13 protein-coding genes and 1 pseudogene are annotated in these 15,975 nt (G+C 73.4%); 5 read left to right on the top strand and 9 right to left on the bottom strand.

What is annotated here, in order from left to right; translation table 11 throughout:
- Positions 1-14 precede the first annotated feature (14 nt).
- Entirely contained in the window at positions 15-1,679 is a 1,665-nt protein-coding gene (locus PZB77_RS25375; protein ID WP_275494935.1) for a CTP synthase, read from the bottom strand.
- A gap of 416 nt (positions 1,680-2,095) precedes the next feature.
- Between PZB77_RS25375 and PZB77_RS25370 the strand changes: the two genes are divergently transcribed.
- The 3 genes from PZB77_RS25370 (at position 2,096) to PZB77_RS25360 (ending at position 5,148) form a co-directional block, all read left to right on the top strand.
- Positions 2,096-3,949 carry a glycoside hydrolase family 15 protein gene (locus tag PZB77_RS25370; protein ID WP_275494934.1) on the top strand — a complete coding sequence of 618 codons (1,854 nt, stop codon included), beginning with the start codon at positions 2,096-2,098 and terminating at the stop codon, positions 3,947-3,949.
- A 253-nt stretch (positions 3,950-4,202) separates the two neighbouring features.
- The gene (locus tag PZB77_RS25365; protein WP_275494933.1) at positions 4,203-4,745 is read left to right on the top strand and encodes a DapH/DapD/GlmU-related protein; all 543 of its coding nucleotides are present in this window, start codon (positions 4,203-4,205) and stop codon (positions 4,743-4,745) included.
- A gap of 217 nt (positions 4,746-4,962) precedes the next feature.
- Complete coding sequence (locus tag PZB77_RS25360) at positions 4,963-5,148, top strand: BBE domain-containing protein (protein ID WP_275494932.1); 186 nt, start codon at positions 4,963-4,965, stop codon at positions 5,146-5,148.
- Here PZB77_RS25360 and PZB77_RS25355 read toward each other — a convergent pair.
- The 5 genes from PZB77_RS25355 to PZB77_RS25335 form a co-directional block, all read right to left on the bottom strand.
- Positions 5,132-6,226 (bottom strand): glycosyltransferase family 4 protein, encoded by a 1,095-nt coding sequence (locus tag PZB77_RS25355; RefSeq protein WP_275494931.1) that lies wholly within the window; start codon positions 6,224-6,226, stop codon positions 5,132-5,134. The two genes, PZB77_RS25360 and PZB77_RS25355, sit on opposite strands and share 17 nt — an antisense overlap.
- Before the next feature lie 398 nt (positions 6,227-6,624).
- Positions 6,625-8,379: a DNA repair protein RecN gene (recN, locus tag PZB77_RS25350; protein ID WP_275494930.1), complete on the bottom strand. Its 1,755-nt coding sequence runs from the start codon at positions 8,377-8,379 to the stop codon at positions 6,625-6,627.
- Positions 8,380-8,506: 127 nt separating this feature from the next.
- Positions 8,507-9,415 (bottom strand): NAD kinase, encoded by a 909-nt coding sequence (locus tag PZB77_RS25345; RefSeq protein ID WP_275494929.1) that lies wholly within the window; start codon positions 9,413-9,415, stop codon positions 8,507-8,509.
- Entirely contained in the window at positions 9,412-10,227 is an 816-nt protein-coding gene (locus PZB77_RS25340) for a TlyA family RNA methyltransferase (RefSeq protein ID WP_275494928.1), read from the bottom strand. Before PZB77_RS25340 ends, PZB77_RS25345 begins: the two co-directional genes overlap by 4 nt.
- Before the next feature lie 8 nt (positions 10,228-10,235).
- Positions 10,236-10,580 (bottom strand): hypothetical protein, encoded by a 345-nt coding sequence (locus PZB77_RS25335; protein WP_275494927.1) that lies wholly within the window; start codon positions 10,578-10,580, stop codon positions 10,236-10,238.
- Positions 10,581-10,622: 42 nt separating this feature from the next.
- Here PZB77_RS25335 and PZB77_RS25330 point away from each other — a divergent pair, with 42 nt between their 5' ends.
- A complete protein-coding gene (locus PZB77_RS25330) occupies positions 10,623-10,970 on the top strand; it encodes an SCP2 sterol-binding domain-containing protein (RefSeq protein WP_275494926.1) in 348 nt (115 codons plus the stop codon).
- A 105-nt stretch (positions 10,971-11,075) separates the two neighbouring features.
- Here PZB77_RS25330 and PZB77_RS25325 read toward each other — a convergent pair whose 3' ends face one another.
- A complete protein-coding gene (locus tag PZB77_RS25325; RefSeq protein ID WP_275494925.1) occupies positions 11,076-12,116 on the bottom strand; it encodes an HAD hydrolase-like protein in 1,041 nt (346 codons plus the stop codon).
- 71 nt (positions 12,117-12,187) lie between these two features.
- Here PZB77_RS25325 and PZB77_RS25320 point away from each other — a divergent pair, with 71 nt between their 5' ends.
- Positions 12,188-13,462, top strand: coding sequence for a DUF1015 domain-containing protein (locus PZB77_RS25320; protein WP_275494924.1), 1,275 nt, complete (start codon positions 12,188-12,190; stop codon positions 13,460-13,462).
- A gap of 114 nt (positions 13,463-13,576) precedes the next feature.
- Here the strand turns inward: PZB77_RS25320 and PZB77_RS25315 are convergent, their stop codons facing one another.
- Positions 13,577-14,551 (bottom strand): tetratricopeptide repeat protein, encoded by a 975-nt coding sequence (locus PZB77_RS25315; RefSeq protein ID WP_275496212.1) that lies wholly within the window; start codon positions 14,549-14,551, stop codon positions 13,577-13,579.
- 276 nt (positions 14,552-14,827) lie between these two features.
- Positions 14,828-15,412 (bottom strand): annotated as a pseudogene (locus tag PZB77_RS25310) (RNA helicase); the annotation flags it as partial.
- Positions 15,413-15,975: the final 563 nt, after the last annotated feature.

Raw genomic sequence — 15,975 nt, 5'->3', positions numbered from 1 at the left:
GTAATGCCTCGGCCCTACTGGCCCGATTCGCCGGCCGCGACCCGGCGGGCGACGGCCGCCTTCACCAGACCCGCGAAGAGCGGGTGCGGGCGGGTGGGCCGGGAGCGCAGCTCCGGGTGGGCCTGGGTGGCGACGAGGTAGGGGTGGACCTCGCGCGGGTACTCGACGTACTCGACGAGCTTGTTGTCCGGGGAGGTGCCGGAGAAGACCAGTCCGGCCTTCTTCTCGAGCTCCGTGCGGTAGGCGTTGTTCACCTCGTAGCGGTGACGGTGGCGCTCCTCGACGTACGGCTCGCCGGCGTACGCCTCGCGGACGAGGGAGCCCTCGGCGAGCTTCGCCGGGTAGAGGCCCAGGCGCATGGTGCCGCCGAGGTCTCCGGCGCCCTCGACGTACGCGAGCTGCTCCTCCATCGTGGAGATGACGGGGTGCGAGGTCGCGGCGTCGAACTCGGTGGAGTTGGCGTCCGGGATGCCGGCGATGTTGCGGGCCGCCTCGATCACGATGCACTGGAGGCCCAGGCAGAGGCCGAGCAGCGGCACCTTGTTCTCGCGGGCGTACTGGATGGCGCCGACTTTGCCGTCGACACCGCGCTCGCCGAAGCCGCCGGGGATGCAGATGGCGTCCACGCCGGCGAGGTGACGGGCGGCCCCGGCCGGGGTCCTGCAGTCGTCGGAGGTGACCCACTCGACCTTGACGCGGGCCTTGTTCGCGAAACCGCCGGCCCGGATGGCCTCGGTGACCGAGAGGTAGGCGTCCGGCAGGTCGATGTACTTGCCGACCAGGGCGACGGTGACCTCGTGGTCGGGGTTGTGGACGCGGTCCAGCAGGTCGTCCCAGGTGGTCCAGTCCACGTCGCGGAACGGCAGGTCGAGCTTGCGCACGACGTAGGCGTCCAGGCCCTCGGTGTGCAGCACCTTGGGAATGTCGTAGATCGACTTGGCGTCGACGCAGGCGACGACGGCGGTCTCGTCCACGTCGCACATCAGCGAGATCTTGCGCTTGATGGCGGTGGGGACGTCGCGGTCGGCGCGCAGCACGATGGCGTCCGGCTGGATGCCGATGTTGCGGAGCGCGGCCACCGAGTGCTGGGTCGGCTTGGTCTTCAGCTCGCCGGAGGGGCCGATGTAGGGCAGCAGCGAGATGTGCACGACGAAGACGTTGTCCCGGCCGACCTCGTGCCGCACCTGGCGGACGGTCTCCAGGAAGGGCAGCGACTCGATGTCGCCGACCGTGCCGCCGACCTCGGTGATGACCACGTCGACGTCGCCGGTCGCCATGCGGCGGATCCGGGACTTGATCTCGTTGGTGATGTGCGGGATGACCTGGACGGTGTCGCCGAGGTACTCGCCGCGCCGCTCCTTGGCGATGACCTGGGAGTAGACCTGCCCGGTCGTGACGTTGGCGGAACCGTCGAGGTCGACGTCGAGGAAGCGCTCGTAGTGACCGATGTCCAGGTCGGTCTCGGCGCCGTCGTTGGTGACGAACACCTCACCGTGCTGGAACGGGTTCATCGTGCCCGGGTCGACGTTGAGGTAGGGGTCGAGCTTCTGCATCGTGACGCGCAGGCCACGCGCCTTGAGCAGCGCACCCAGGCTGGAGGCAGTCAGACCCTTGCCGAGGGAGGAGGCGACACCCCCGGTGACGAAGATGTGCTTGGTCGTCGTGGATGTGGGCTGCATAGCCAAGAGGGGGCTCCCGTGGTAGCGGATCTGGGGTACGTACCGGCTGCCGAACCCGAGATTCCGGGGGTGCCGTCGCTGCGGTTCGGGGGCCTCGTCCGCTCTCGGGCACGACCACCGGTCCACGGGCTACCAGCCTAACAGCGCCGAAGACGGCCTGCTTCCGGTCACGCTCCCCGCACGAGCGTCACGATTCCTCCCCACCTGTCCCGGGGCCCACCCGATCGGTGCCGACATGATCCAGAGACCGTCGCGCGGATGACATCGGTGCGTCGTATCCTGCTCGGACACTCGCCGACGAGCGGGTCGGCCGGCGACGGCGTCATCCCCGCCCGCTCCCCCCGCCCCGAGGGCTCATCGGCCCCCTTCTGGAACACTTCCCTTTTCATGTAGCAAGCGCCCCCGAGCGGGGCGACATGGCCGTTCGACTGGAGACGCACGTGGCCGGGCGCATCGAGGATTACGCACTCATCGGAGACATGCAGACAGCGGCGCTGGTCTGCCGGGACGGCACGGTCGACTGGCTCTGCCTCCCACGCTTCGATTCGCACGCCATCTTCGCGGGACTTCTGGGTACCGAGGAGCACGGCTTCTGGCGCCTGGGTCCGCTGGAGCCGGAGGGGCCCGAGGGGGACGCGGGCACCGGGGGCGGTGAGCCGCCCGCCGCCGACCGGCGGCGCTACCGCGGCGACTCCCTCATCCTGGAATCGGAGTGGGACACGCCGCGCGGCACCGTACGCGTGATCGACTTCATGCCGCCGCGCGACGGCGCTCCCCAGCTCATCCGGATCGTCGAGGGCGTCAGCGGCCGGGTGCCGATGCGCTCCTCCCTGCGGATGCGTTTCAGCTACGGCCGGATCACCCCCTGGGTGCACAAGGTGGACAGCCGCACCGTCGCCGTCGCGGGACCGGACTCGGTCTGGCTGGACACGCCGGCGGATACGTACGGCAAGGACCTGACCACCTACTCCGACTTCACCGTCTCCCCCGGCGACCGCATCGCCTTCACGATCAGCTGGCAGCCCTCGCACCACGAGCCGCCCGCGCTGCCCGAACCGGAGGTCTCCCTGGAGGCGACCGCGCGGTTCTGGGAGGAGTGGGTCGCGCAGTGCACGTACCACGGCCCCTACCGGGAAGCCGTGATCCGTTCGCTCATCACCTTGAAGGCGCTCACCTACGCGCCGACCGGCGGCATCGTCGCCGCGCCCACCACCTCGCTGCCCGAGGAGATCGGGGGCGTACGGAACTGGGACTACCGCTACACCTGGCTCCGCGACGCCGCGATCACCCTCTCCTCGCTGCTGCGCACCGGCTACCGCGAGGAGGCCCGCGCCTGGCGCGAGTGGCTGCTGCGGGCCGTCGCGGGCGACCCGGAGAACCTGCAGATCATGTACGGCATCGCCGGCGAGCGGGAGCTCGGTGAGGCGGAGCTGGACTGGCTGCCCGGATACGAGAACTCCGGCCCGGTCCGCGTCGGCAACGGCGCCGCCGACCAGCTCCAGCTCGACGTGTACGGCGAGGTCACCGAGGCGCTCCACCTGGCGCACATGACGGGCCTGGCCCGCAACGACTACGCCATGGGGCTCCAGCTCAAGCTGATCAGCTACCTGGAGAACCACTGGTACGAGCCGGACGAGGGCATCTGGGAGGTGCGCGGCCCGCGCCGGCACTTCGTGCACTCCAAGGTGATGGCCTGGGTCGCGGTCGACCGGACGATCAAGCTGATCGAGTCGGGCGACGTGGACGGGCCGCTGGAGCGGTGGCGCGAACTGCGCGACGACATCCACCGCGACGTCTGCGACCGGGGCTACGACCGCGAGCGCAACACCTTCACCCAGTCCTACGGTTCGAAGGAGCTGGACGCCTCCCTGCTGCTCATCCCGCAGATGGGCTTCCTCCCGCCGGACGACAAGCGGGTCATCGGCACGATCGAGGCGATCCAGCGCGAGCTGTCGACCGAGGACGGGTTCGTGCTGCGTTACCCGACCTCCGGCGACGACGCGGGTGTGGACGGCCTGGAGGGCGACGAGGGCGCGTTCCTCGCCTGCTCGTTCTGGCTGGCGGACGACCTCGCGATGATCGGCCGGGTCGACGAGGCCCGCCAGCTCTTCGAGAAGCTGCTCTCGCTCCGCAACGACCTCGGGCTCCTCGCCGAGGAGTGGGACTCCCGGCTCCAGCGCCAGGTGGGCAACTTCCCGCAGGCGTTCAGCCACGTCCCGCTCATCGACACCGCGCTGCGGCTGACCGCCAGCGGCGCCTACGCGGGCTGATCCGAGGGCGACGTCCGTCACCGTCGTCACGTCCGTCCGGTCCGCCTCCCGGGTACGTCCCGGGGGCGGACCGGATCCGTTTCCGCGCACCGGACCGGTCCGGTGCCTCGGGTCCGCCGCTCCGGGCGCGAGCCGGGCCGCGCACCGGGGGACGGCTCTCCCGGGATCCGGCGCTCGCGCAGGGTCTGGGGTCGTCCCCGCGCCCGGGCCGGACGGCCGGCCCTCCCCGACGTGCACGAGAAAGGGCTCTGATATGTCCGACGACCGTTTCCTGCCCATCCGCGGCGACGGCTTCCGGGCCATGTCCGAGAGGGTGCTGCGGGTCACCGCACTCACCTCCCGGCTCAACGTGCTGCCCTTCGACGACGAGGCGGGGAAGGCGGAACTGTTCGAGCAGATCCTCGGCAGGCCGCTCCCGCCGCGCGTGACGATCTACCCGCCCTTCTACACGGACCACGGTCTCCACCTCGAACTCGGTGAGCGCGTGTTCATCAACCAGAACTGCACGTTCCTGGATTTCGCGGGCATCCGGCTCGGCGAGCGCGTGATGGTCGGCCCGAAGGCCACGTTCATCACCGTCGGTCATCCGGTCGATCCCGAGGAACGGCGCGGATGGATCAGCGGCGGCCCCATCGACGTGGCGGAGAACGTGTGGATCGGAGCCGGGGCCACGATCCTTCCCGGCGTGAGCATCGGCCGGGACGCGGTGATCGCCGCAGGCGCGGTGGTGGCCGAGGACGTTCCGGCGGCCAGCCTGGTGACCGGCGACAAGGCGACCGTGCGCCGGCGGTGGTGACGGCCTCCGGTGAGCCGGGCGGACCGTGTACGGCTCCGGTCCGCCCGCCCCGCCCCGCCCCGGCGGCCCCGGGGTGACGGCGGACCGGGAGGCCGGGCTCCGGGAGGTCGCCGCGCCGTCGCCGGCTCTCGCACGAGGCGGGCCCGGCCGACGACGGCCGGGCCCGGAGCCGGTCCACGAGGTGCGTGCCGGGGTCCGGCCGTGGGCGGACGACGCGGTGTACCTCGATTTCATCGGCCACGAGGGCCACGAGCGGGTCGGCGCAGCGTTCGGCCCGGACACCTGCGCGCGGCTCGCCGACGTGAAGCGCCGCTGCGACCCCGAGGGCATGTGCCGCTTCCACCACAACATCCGGCCGGCGGCCGACCTCACCGCTGGGCCGGGCGTCACCGCGTCCGGGTGAGTGGCTGCGCCAACTCGTCGTAGACGCTGAGCACATGGGTGATCGTGTCGTCCTCGGTGGGCCAGCCGGACGCCTGCTCCCGGCCCTCGGCCACCAGCCGTGAGCGCCGTTCCGGGTCGGCGAGGAGTCCCGCGACGGCGCGGGCGAGCGCTTCGGCGTCACCGTACGGAACCAGTTCGGCGGCGCTGCCCACGAGTTCGGGGATACCGCCGACCGCGGTGGCCACCAGCGGTGTACCGGCCCGCAGGGCGTCCTGCGCGAGGGGGGAGCGTGCCTCCCAGCGGCTCGGGATCACCACGAGGTCGGCCGCCGCGACGAGTTCGGGGACGTCGTCCCGGGCGCCGATCAGCCGGACCGGCAACCGCTCGCCCTTGATGCGGCGTTGCAGGGCGGACCGCTCGCGCCCCTCCCCGGCGACGACGAACTGGGGCACCGGATCGAGGGTGCCCAGCAGCCGGGCCGCGTCCAGCAGGGTGCCGTACCCCTGACGCGGCATCAGGGTGCCCGCCGAGAAGATCAAGGGTCCCGCGAGCGAGCCGAGTTCGGCTCGTACCTTGCCGAGGTGCGCGGTGTCGGCGAGCGTACGGGAGACGGGTGCGGCGACCGGCGCCAGCCGGGCGTCCCGGGCACCTCTGCGGCGGGCCCGGTCCACGAGGTCCGACGAGGTGCCCAGCACGACGGCGGCCGCGCGTGCCGCGCGCACCTCCAGCAGGTGCCGCAGACGCCTGCGGGCGCCCTCGGCGTGGCCCCGGCCGTGCCAGGTGACGACCAGCGGGACCCGCAGACCGCCGAGTGCGGCGGAGGCACGGACGGCGGCGTGCGGCCCGTGCGCGTGCACCACGTCCGCGCCCAGGCAGGCGGAGCGCAGGGCCGCCATGGCGGCGGGGTCGCCGCGCCGGGGCACCGCCGCGAAGCGGGCTCCCGTCGCGGAGAAGTCGTGGACCCGGTCCACGGCGGCCGGGGCGCAGACGGTGACCTGCACGCCCCGCGCGATCAGCCCGGCGGCGAGCGATCCGACGTGGGCACCGCTGCCCGCTCCGCCGCTGCCCAGGACCTGCACCGTTCGCAGCTGTGACACGTTGATTGGCTCCCGGACTTCCCGCGGTCGGTGAGGGGATGCGCGCCATGACGGGCACAGCCCCAAGGATGCCAGTCGGTACGGGCGTTGCCGACCGCCGGAACGTTGCTGCACTCACTCCGGAGACAACCGGCCGCCTCACATCACTCGCACGAGTGATGCTCCTGGGGCGACGTCGCTCGTCGGCGGCGCGCAGTGCGCACGCGGTCTTCGTGGCGGAGCTCCGGACGGAGGAGCGCTCAGGGATCCCCGAGGGCGTCCGTCGCCCTGCTCGGCACCGGCCGGGGCGCCCCGTGACGAGACGCCCCCGTGCTCCCTGAGCGTCCTTCGCCGTTGCCGCCCTCCGCCGGGTCTCCCCCGGCCCGGGGGCAGCCTCGGCGGGGGCCTTCGAAGGCCCCTCAGCGAATGTCTGCCCGCGCGGTGGCCAGCAGCTCCTCGGCGTGGGCGCGGGCGGTCTCCGAGTCCTCCTGGCCCGCCAGCATCCGGGAGAGCTCGCGTACCCGGTCCTCGCCCTCCAGGACGGTGACCCCGCTGCTGGTCACCGAGCCGTCCACGGTCTTCTCGACGAGCAGCTGGCGGTCGGCGAAGGCGGCCACCTGCGGGAGGTGGGTCACGACGACGACCTGGGCGGTGCGGGCGAGCTTGGCCAGGCGGCGGCCGACCTCCACGGCCGCCTTGCCACCGACTCCCGCGTCGACCTCGTCGAAGAGGTACGTGGGCACGGGGGCGGAGCCCGCGAAGACCACCTCGACGGCGAGCATCACCCGGGAGAGCTCACCGCCGGAGGCTCCCCGGGCGATCGGCCGGGGCGGGGCTCCGGGGTGCGGGGCGAGCAGCAGCTCGACCTCGTCGGCTCCGTGGGGACCGTAGACGACGCTGCGGCCGCCCACGTCGATGCCGGACGCCTCGTCGGGCGCCTCGGTCTGCCGGACGGCGAAGGAGACCCGGGCGTGCGGCATCGCGAGGGAGGCCAGCTCCTCGGTGACCGCCGCGGCGAAGCGGGCCGCCGCTTCCGTGCGGGCGTCGGTCAGGGCCTGGGCCAGCTCGGAGAGTTCCCGGCGCAGGGCGTCCCGCTCGTCGGTGAGTTCACCGATCCGGTCGTCGTCGCCGTCCAGCTCGGTGACGCGTGCGGCGCCCTCCTCGGCCCAGCGGAGCACGGCGGCGATGTCCGCGCCGTACTTGCGGGTGAGGGCGGTGAGCGCGGCCCGCCGTTCCTCGACCGCGGCCAGCCGCAGCGGATCGGCGTCGAGCTGGTCGGCGTACCCGGCGAGGTCACCGGAGACGTCGGCGAGCAGGATGGAGATCTCTCCGATGCGGTCCGCGAGGGCGGCGAGGGCGGGGTCGTGGGCGCGCACGGCGTCCAGCGAACGGCCGGCCGCCGCGACGACGGTCGTCGCGTCCACGACCTCCTGGTCCTCCGGGTTCCCGGCCAGCGCGGTGTGCGCGAGGGCGGCGGCGGAGACGAGGGCCTCGGCGTGTCCGAGGCGCTCGGCCTCGGCGGCGAGTTCGGTGTCCTCGCCGGGGAGCGGTTCGACGGCCGCGATCTCGTCGAGGCCGAAGCGCAGCAGGTCCGCCTCCTGGGCCCGCTCCCGGGCCCGGGTGGTGATCTCGTCGAGCTCCACGACGACGGCGCGCAGCCGCCGGTAGGCCGCCGCGTACTTGGTGTGCGGCCCGGCGACGCCGTCGCCGGCGTACCGGTCCAGCGCCTGCCGCTGCCGCGCGGGCTTGAGCAGGCCCTGCTGGTCGGTCTGGCCGTGCACTGCGACGAGTTCGTCGGCGAGTTCGGCGAGGACCCCGACGGGCACGGATCTGCCCCCGAGGTGGGCCCGTGAGCGCCCCTCCGCCGAGACGGTACGGCTGATGAGCAGCGCGCCGTCCTCGATCTCCGCACCGGCCTCCTCGGCCCGCAGGGCGACCGCGTCACCGTCCGCGACCGTGATCCGTCCTTCGACCACCGCTGCCTTGGCGCCGATCCGCACCAGGGCGGGATCGGCGCGTCCGCCGAGCAGCAGCCCGAGGCTCGTGACGACCATGGTCTTGCCCGCACCGGTCTCACCCGTGACCGCGGTGAATCCGGGCGACAGCTCGACCACGGCATCGTCGATGACTCCGAGCGACCGTATCCGCATCTCCTCCAACACGGACACGACCATACGAGGTTTCACCGCCCCCGTGCGACGGCCCCCGGCCGCGACTCACCCCCACGCCTTCGCGCGGGCGTCCCACGACCACCGGACGGGGCGGGTTCCGGAGCCTTCGCGGGGCCCGGGAACCCGTGTCTCACTGGGGCAGGCCCCGCCACCCGGAGACCGGCAGCGCGAACTTCGCGACCAGCCGGTCGGTGAACGACGCGTGGTGCAGCCGTGCCAGCCGTACGGGCACGGCGCCACGCCGGACCTCGACGCGGGCGCCGGCGGGCAGCTCGACGTTCCGGCGGCCGTCGCACCACAGGACACCGTGCGGGGTGTGCGGCTGGACCTCCACCGCGAGCACCGACGTCGGCGAGGTGACCAGCGGTTTGGCGAACAGGGCGTGCGCGCTGATCGGCACCATCAGCAGGGCCTCGACCTCGGGCCAGACGACGGGGCCGCCGGCGGAGAACGCGTAGGCGGTCGAACCGGTGGGGGTCGCGCAGACGATGCCGTCGCAGCCGAACCCGGTGACCGGCCGGCCGTCGATCTCCAGGACGACCTCCAGCATCCTCTCGGGCGAGACCTTCTGGACGGCCGCCTCGTTGAGCGCCCAGTCGGTGTGCACGACGGCGCCGTTGCTGTGCACCACCACGTCGAGGGTCATCCGCTCCTCGACCTCGTACGCCCGGGTCACCACGCGGGCGACGACCCGGTCCAGGTCGTCGCGCTCGGCCTCGGCGAGGAAGCCGACCCGGCCGAGGTTCACCCCGAGCATGGGGACGCCCGAGGCGCGCGAGATCTCCGCGCCGCGCAGCAGGGTGCCGTCACCGCCGAGCACGATCAGCAGCTCGCACCCGTCCACCGCGGCGGGGGTGGCGTCGCAGACCGTCTCCACGGACGGCGGCAGCGGAAGGTCGGCGGCCTCCGCCTCCAGGACCCGTACCCCCAGGCCGTTGCGGAGCAGCCCCTGCACCACGAGCTCCGCGCTGCGGATCGCGGCCGGACGGCCGGTGTGCGCCAGAAGGAAGACTGTTCGTGCCGTACTTGTCGTCGTCAACGCGGCCCCTCCGCCACTGCACGGTCCACATCTGCCGGATCCAGTTCGGGTGCGCCGGCCCGCAGCCACAGAAAGTACTCGACGTTCCCCGAAGGGCCGGGCAGTGGACTGGCCGTCACCCCGCGCACCCCGAGCCCCAGCGCCGCCGCCCGGCGGGCGACTTCGCGTACCGCCTCGGCGCGCAGCTCGGGGCTGCGCACCACCCCGCCGCTGCCGAGCCGTTCCTTGCCGACCTCGAACTGCGGTTTGACCATGAGGACCAGGTCGGCGTCGGGGGCGGCGCAGCGCACCAGCGCGGGCAGCACGAGCCCCAGCGGGATGAACGAGAGGTCGCCCACCACCAGGTCCACCGGCAGCCCGTCGATGTGGTCGAGCGTCAGCTCACGCACGTTGGTGCGGTCCTTGACGACGACCCGCTCGTCGGACTGGAGCGACCAGGCGAGCTGTCCGTAGCCGACGTCGACGGCGAGGACCTGCCGCGCCCCCGTGCGCAGCAGCACGTCGGTGAAGCCGCCGGTGGACGCCCCGGCGTCCAGCGCGCGGCGGCCCGCCACCTCCAGTCCCAGCGGGACGAAGGCGGCGAAGGCGCCGGCGAGCTTGTGGCCGCCGCGCGAGACGTACTCCGGGTCGCTCTCGTCCTCGGCGACGACGACGGGGGCGCTGGTCTCCACCTGGGTGGCGGATTTGGTCGCGACGAGGCCGCGTACGGAGACGCGTCCCGCGGCGATCAGCTGGCTCGCGTGCTCGCGCGAGCGGGCGAGCTTGCGGTGAACCAGCTCTGCGTCGAGGCGGCGACGGGCCACTCCTGCCACGGTTACGTTCAGCTCCTGTTGTCGTACGGGGGTGCGGGTGCGGGCCCGGCGTCCAGCGCGGTCAGCGTGGAGCGCAGCCCGCGGTGTACATCCTCGTACACCGCGGTGTGCCCGTCCGCCGCGAGGTGGTCGGCGTCGGCCAGCCGCTCCAGCGCGGCGTCCACCTCCGCGTTCCCGGTGGGCGTGCGGACGACGCCGAGCGGGGCGGGCGCGGCGGGCTCGGCGGAGGGCCCCGCGCCGTCCGGGGCCGTCTCCCCGCCGGGGCGCTCCGCCGGGTGGTCGGGCGCCGCCGGGGGCGCGTCGGTGGATGGTTGTGCGGAGGCCGTGCCCGGCTCCGCCGTCCAATCGCTCATGCCGGAACGCTACCCCGGTGGGCTGCGGTACCGTCGATCACGATGGCGACCATGGCTGAGTGCCGCAGCGCACTGGACAGACTTTCCGACAATCTCGCGGGCGCGGACGGCGACGTGCGCAGCGCCGCCTCCCTGGACCGCTCGCTGAGCTGTCACATCAAGGACCTCGACGTGACGTTCACCGGCCGGCTCGCGGACGGCCGCATCCGGGTGCTCGACACGGTCGAGGGACCGCCCCCCGAGAAGGCCGAGATCAGACTGGCGATGACCGGCGACGACCTGGTCGCGCTGGTGGCGGGCGATCTGAACTTCGCCAAGGCGTGGGGGGCGGGGCGGGTCCGTCTGGAGGCGGGGTTCCGGGACCTGATCAAGCTGAGAACGCTGCTCTGAGGGGTGCCCGGGCCCGAGGCCGGCACTCCGAGGTCCGCCCGAGGGCGGAGGGGCCGCTGCTCCCGACAACCGCCGGGGCCGGCCCCTCCGCCTGAGTACGCTCCGTCAGAGCCCCAGGCGGGCGACGGCCTTCCCCGCGTCGAGAGCGCACGCCTCCGCGCCCCCGTCCGTCCACGCGGCGCCGCAGAGCGCCCGCAGCCCGTCGATCGCGTCGAGAGCGTCCCCCTCGCCCTCCAGGGCCAGCTCCTGGCCGCGCACCGACGCGGTCCACCCGCCGCAGCGGGCCGTCCCGTCGTCCTCCACGGTCACCTCGGGCTGCCCGGTGAGCAGCCCGCGCAGGTCCCGGTCGACGTAGGTCGGGCGGTGCTCCGGCACGGCCGCGACCAGCTGTGCTGCGTCGGTGACGCCGGTCAGCACCAGCAGCGAGTCCACCTGGCCGTTGAACGCGCCCTCGATGTCCGTGTCCAGCCGGTCGCCGACGACGAGCGGGCGCTCGGCACCGGTGCGCAGCACGGTCTCCCGGTGCATCGGGGGCAGCGGCTTCCCCGCGACCTGCGGCTCGGCGCCGGTCGCGATCCGTACGACCGCGACCGCCGCACCGTTGCCGGGGGCGATGCCCCGGGCGCTCGGAATGGTCAGGTCGGTGTTGGACGCGAACCAGGGCAGGCCGCTGTTGATCGCGTACGAGGCCTCGGCGAAGCGCGACCACGGGAAGTCCGGGCCGCCGTACCCCTGGGCCACCGCCACCGGGTCGTCGTCCGCCGAGTCGACGGGGACGAGTCCGCGCTCCTCGAGGGCCACCCGCAGCCCCTCGCCCCCGATGGCGAGGACCCGGGAACCCGCCGGGAGCTGGTCCGCGACCAGCCGGGCCACCGCCTGCGCGGAAGTGATCACGTCCGACGGTTCGGCGGGCACGCCCAGTTCGGTGAGGTGCGCCGCCACCGCGGCGGGGGTCCGCAGCGCGTTGTTGGTGACGTACGCGAGGTGCATCCCGCCGTCGCGGGCACTGCCGAGCGACTCGACGGCGTGACCGATCGCCCGGCCGCCCGCGTACACGACCCCGTCGAGGTCGAGCAGAGCCGTGTCGTACGCCTCGTTCAGCGCCGCAGCGCTGCCGAGCGGCCGTGACCTGTCCTGCTGACTCATTGTGTTCGCTCCTCGTTCGACGCCTTCCCCCCGATCATCCCGCATCGGAGAACCCCACCTACGATGCTGGGATGGACACATCGGGGGACGCCGGGGAAGGGCTGCGCCTGTCGCCGTTCCGCGGACTGCGCTACGTCCCCGAACGGGTCGGCAGCCTCGCGGCGGTGACGTCGCCGCCGTACGACGTGGTGGTGCGGCCGGACGGCCTGCACCACCTGGAGTCGGCGGACCCGCACAACATCGTGCGGCTGATCCTGCCGCAGGACGGCTCTCCGGCCGCCCGCAACCAGCAGGCGGCCCGGACCCTCGACACGTGGATCGCCGAAGGTGTACTGGCTCCCGACCCGGTTCCGGCCCTCTACGTCTACGAGCAGCGCGGCAACGGTCTCCTCCAGCGCGGTCTGATCGGCGCCCTGAGGCTCTCCCCCGCCGCCGACCGGGTCGTCCTCCCGCACGAGGAGGTGATGGACGACGTGGTCGCCGACCGCGCGGACCTCATGCGGGCCACCGGCGCCCACCTCGAACCGCTGCTCCTCACGTACGTGGGCGACGCGGCGGACTCCGGGGCGGCGGCGGTGGTGGAGCGGGCGGTCCAGCGGCCCGCACTGCTCACGACCACGACGGAGGACGGCCTGCGGCACCGGCTGTGGGCGGTCACGGATCCGGCCGAGCAGGCCGAGGCCGCCGCCGATCTCGCTCCCCGCCAGGCCCTCATCGCCGACGGCCACCACCGGTGGGCCACCTACCTGCGGCTCCAGCGGGAGCAGAACTCCCCCGGCCCGTGGGACTCGGGCCTGGTCTATCTCGTCGACACCGCCCGGTACCCGCTCCAGGTCCGCGCGATCCACCGGCTGCTCCGCCGGCTCTCCCCCGCCGACGCCGTCGCCGCGCTGGACGGCCGGTTCCGGGTGCGCACGGTGGCGGGCCCGCTGCACCGGGCGCTCGGCTCACTCGCCGCCGCCTCCGAGGAGGGCAACGCCTTCCTGCTGGCGGGAGACGGCGCCTACCGCCTCGTGGACCGGGCGGACCCGGCCCTGCTCGCCCGTACCGTACCGGCGGGGCCGGAGGCCTGGCGGACGCTGGACGCGACGGTGCTGCACGCGACGTTGCTCGACCGGGTCTGGCGACTCCCGGACACCGCCGAGGAGATCGCGTACCTCCACGACGCGGTGGCGGCGGTCGACCAGGCCGAGCGGTCGGGCGGAACGGCCGTGCTGATGCACCCGGTACGCGAGTCGGTCGTCCGGGACCTCGCCCGGCAAGGCGTCACCATGCCCCGCAAGTCCACCTCGTTCGGCCCGAAGCCGGCGACCGGCCTGGTGCTGCGGAGGCTCGGCACCGACTGAGCGGAACTCGCCCGTACCCGCTCGCACGACGAAAGAAGGGCGGCACCCCCGGAGGGGTGCCGCCCTTCTTCTACGTCCGTTCTCCGTGTGTGGCCGCCTGCGCGGCCGTACGGATCAGGCCTTGGCCGGTCCGTCGGTGCCGGGTCCCTCGGTGCTCTCGGTGCTCTCGGTGCTTTCCTCGGTGCCCGCTTCCGTCGCGGGGGCCGCCTCGGGGGCCGCCTCCACGCTCTCGGCGGCCGCGTCGGCACGGTCGGCCCACGCGTTCAGCTCGTCGGTGTCGTCATCGTCCTCTTCGTCGTCGTACTCGTCGCCGTCGGCGCCGGTGTCGTCGTCGGAGACGTCGTTGTCCGCGAGGTCGTTGTCGGCGACGTCCTCGTCGGACTCGTCGGCCGTCGTGGCGGCCGGGGCTTCGGAGGTCACCGCGGCGGCGGTGCCGGCCGCGCGCTCCTCGTCCTCGTCCAGGGCGTCGACGAACTCGACACCGTCCAGCTCGGCGAGCCGGTCGGAGGCGTCGGTCGAGCCGTCCTTGTCGGACTCGAGGGCCTTGCCGAACCACTCACGGGCCTCGTCCTCACGGCCCGCCTCCAGCAGCGCGTCCGCGTACGCGTAGCGCAGGCGCGGGGTCCACGGGTGAATGGCGTGGGAGGCCAGCTCAGGGCTCTGCAGGGTGACGATGGCGGCGTCGATCTGCCCCATGTCACGACGGGCCCCGGCTGCGACCAAACGCATCTCGACCTGTCCGGCCTTGTCCAGCTTCTGGACCTCGGGCTCACCGGCCATGGCCATCGCGCGCTCGGGGCGGCCCAGGCCGCGCTCGCAGTCCGCCATGACGGGCCACAGCTCCACCGAACCGGTCATCCGCTTCGCGGCACGGAACTCGGCGAGCGCCTCCCCGTACTTCTGCGTCGCGTACGCGGCGAAGCCGGCCGCCTCGCGCACGGCGGCGACGCGGGAGGCCAGGCGGAGGGCGACACGGGAGTACCCGTACGCCTCCTCGGGGTCCTCGTCGATGAGCCGGGCGACCATGACGAGGTTGCGCGCGACGTCCTCGGCGAGGGTCTTCGGCAGGCTCATGAGCTCCTGCCGCACGTCCTTGTCGATCTCGTGGCCCGTGACGTCGTCGGGAATGGGCAGCCGCTTGATGGGCTCGCGCTCACGGTCGTCGCGGCCCTGGTAGCCACCGCGGTCGTCCCGCTCACCCCGGTAGCCACCGCGGTCGTCGTCACGGCGCGGTCCACGGTCGTCGCGCCGGAAACCGCCGCCGGCACCGGAGCCGCCACGGTCGTCGCGACGGAAACCGCCGCCACCCGTACCCGAGCCGCCACGGTTGTCGTCACGGCGGAAGCCACCGCCGGCGCCGCCTCGGTCGTCGCGGCGGAAACCGCCACCCGCACCCGAGCCGGAGCCGCCTCGGTTGTCGTCACGGCGGAAGCCGCCGCCGCCACCCGTACCGGAGCCACCTCGGTTGTCATCCCGGCGGAAGCCGCCGGCGGAGGGCCGGTCGTCGTCGCGGCGCGGGCCGCGCGGCCGGTCGTCACGACGCTCGAAGCCACCCGGACGCCCACCACGGTCGTCATCACGACGAGGACCACGGTCGTCGCGCTGGCCACGGAAGCCACCACGGTCGTCGTCCCGACGAGGGGCACGGTCGTCACGGCGGAAGCCACCACCGGAGGGCCGGTCGTCACGGCGCTCGAAGCCACCCGGACGCCCACCACGGTCGTCATCACGACGCGGAGCACGGTCGTCACGGCGGAAGCCACCGCCGGAGCCGGAGCCGCCACGGTTGTCGTCATGGCGGAAACCACCACCGGAGCCGGAGCCACCACGGTCGTCACGACGGAAACCACCGCCCGCACCGGAGCCACCACGGTTGTCGTCACGGCGGAAGCCACCGCCGGAGGGCCGGTCGTCACGACGCTCGAAGCCACCCGGACGCCCACCACGGTCGTCATCACGACGCGGAGCACGGTCATCGCGGCGGAAACCACCACCGGAGCCGGAGCCACCACGGTCGTCACGACGGAAACCGCCGCCGGCACCGGAGCCACCACGGTTGTCATCACGGCGGAAGCCACCGCCGGAAGGCCGGTCGTCACGACGCTCGAAGCCACCCGGACGCCCCCCACGGTCGTCATCACGACGCGGAGCACGGTCGTCACGGCGGAAACCACCACCGGCACCCGAGCCGCCACGGTTGTCGTCGCGGCGGAAGCCACCGCCCGCACCGGAGCCACCACGGTCGTCACGACGGAAGCCACCACCGGCACCGGAGCCACCACGGTTGTCATCACGGCGGAAACCACCGCCGGAGGGCCGGTCGTCGTCGCGGCGCGGGCCGCGCGGCCGGTCGTCACGACGCTCGAAGCCACCCGGACGCCCACCACGGTCGTCATCACGACGAGGACCACGGTCGTCACGGCGGAAACCACCACTCGAACCGGAGCCAGAGCCACCACGGTTGTCATCCCGGCGGAAACCGCCGCCACCCGTACCCGAGCCGCCACGGTTGT

The organism is Streptomyces sp. AM 2-1-1, assembly GCF_029167645.1.
Lineage (GTDB): Bacteria > Actinomycetota > Actinomycetes > Streptomycetales > Streptomycetaceae > Streptomyces.
Note: the sequence above shows the minus strand (reverse complement) of the source record. Positions and strands in the feature narration are given on the sequence as shown.

What these genes read in the sequence shown, in the direction of transcription:
- PZB77_RS25375 (WP_275494935.1), bottom strand. Translation starts at nt 1,679, where the DNA reads ATGCAGCCCACATCCACGACGACCAAGCACATCTTCGTCACCGGGGGT.
- PZB77_RS25370 (WP_275494934.1), top strand. Translation starts at nt 2,096, where the DNA reads ATGGCCGTTCGACTGGAGACGCACGTGGCCGGGCGCATCGAGGATTAC.
- PZB77_RS25365 (WP_275494933.1), top strand. Translation starts at nt 4,203, where the DNA reads ATGTCCGACGACCGTTTCCTGCCCATCCGCGGCGACGGCTTCCGGGCC.
- recN (WP_275494930.1), bottom strand. Translation starts at nt 8,379, where the DNA reads ATGGTCGTGTCCGTGTTGGAGGAGATGCGGATACGGTCGCTCGGAGTC.
- PZB77_RS25335 (WP_275494927.1), bottom strand. Translation starts at nt 10,580, where the DNA reads ATGAGCGATTGGACGGCGGAGCCGGGCACGGCCTCCGCACAACCATCC.
- PZB77_RS25330 (WP_275494926.1), top strand. Translation starts at nt 10,623, where the DNA reads ATGGCGACCATGGCTGAGTGCCGCAGCGCACTGGACAGACTTTCCGAC.
- PZB77_RS25325 (WP_275494925.1), bottom strand. Translation starts at nt 12,116, where the DNA reads ATGAGTCAGCAGGACAGGTCACGGCCGCTCGGCAGCGCTGCGGCGCTG.
- PZB77_RS25320 (WP_275494924.1), top strand. Translation starts at nt 12,188, where the DNA reads ATGGACACATCGGGGGACGCCGGGGAAGGGCTGCGCCTGTCGCCGTTC.